At 51.8% G+C, this 274-nt stretch carries 1 pseudogene; it reads left to right on the forward strand.

Going from position 1 to position 274, the window contains the following annotated elements:
* A pseudogene (gene uhpT / locus V5P19_RS23550) lies at positions 1-274 on the forward strand (hexose-6-phosphate:phosphate antiporter); the annotation flags it as partial.

Below are 274 nucleotides of genomic sequence, written 5' to 3' on the forward strand. Positions count from 1 at the left end.
GGCGCTGATTATCGCCACGCTCGGTGTGTATCAACATGCCAGTAACGAATATATCTATCTGGCTTCTCTCTTTGCGTTGGGTTTCCTGGTCTTTGGCCCGCAATTGTTGATTGGTGTGGCTGCTGTTGGCTTTGTACCTAAAAAAGCGATTGGCGCTGCCGATGGTATTAAAGGCACCTTTGCTTACCTGATTGGTGACAGCTTTGCCAAGTTAGGTCTGGGAATGATTGCCGATGGGACGCCGGTATTCGGCCTTACCGGCTGGGCAGGCACC

The sequence above is a fragment of the Enterobacter sp. UNJFSC 003 genome (genome assembly GCF_036903355.1).
Lineage (GTDB): Bacteria > Pseudomonadota > Gammaproteobacteria > Enterobacterales > Enterobacteriaceae > Enterobacter.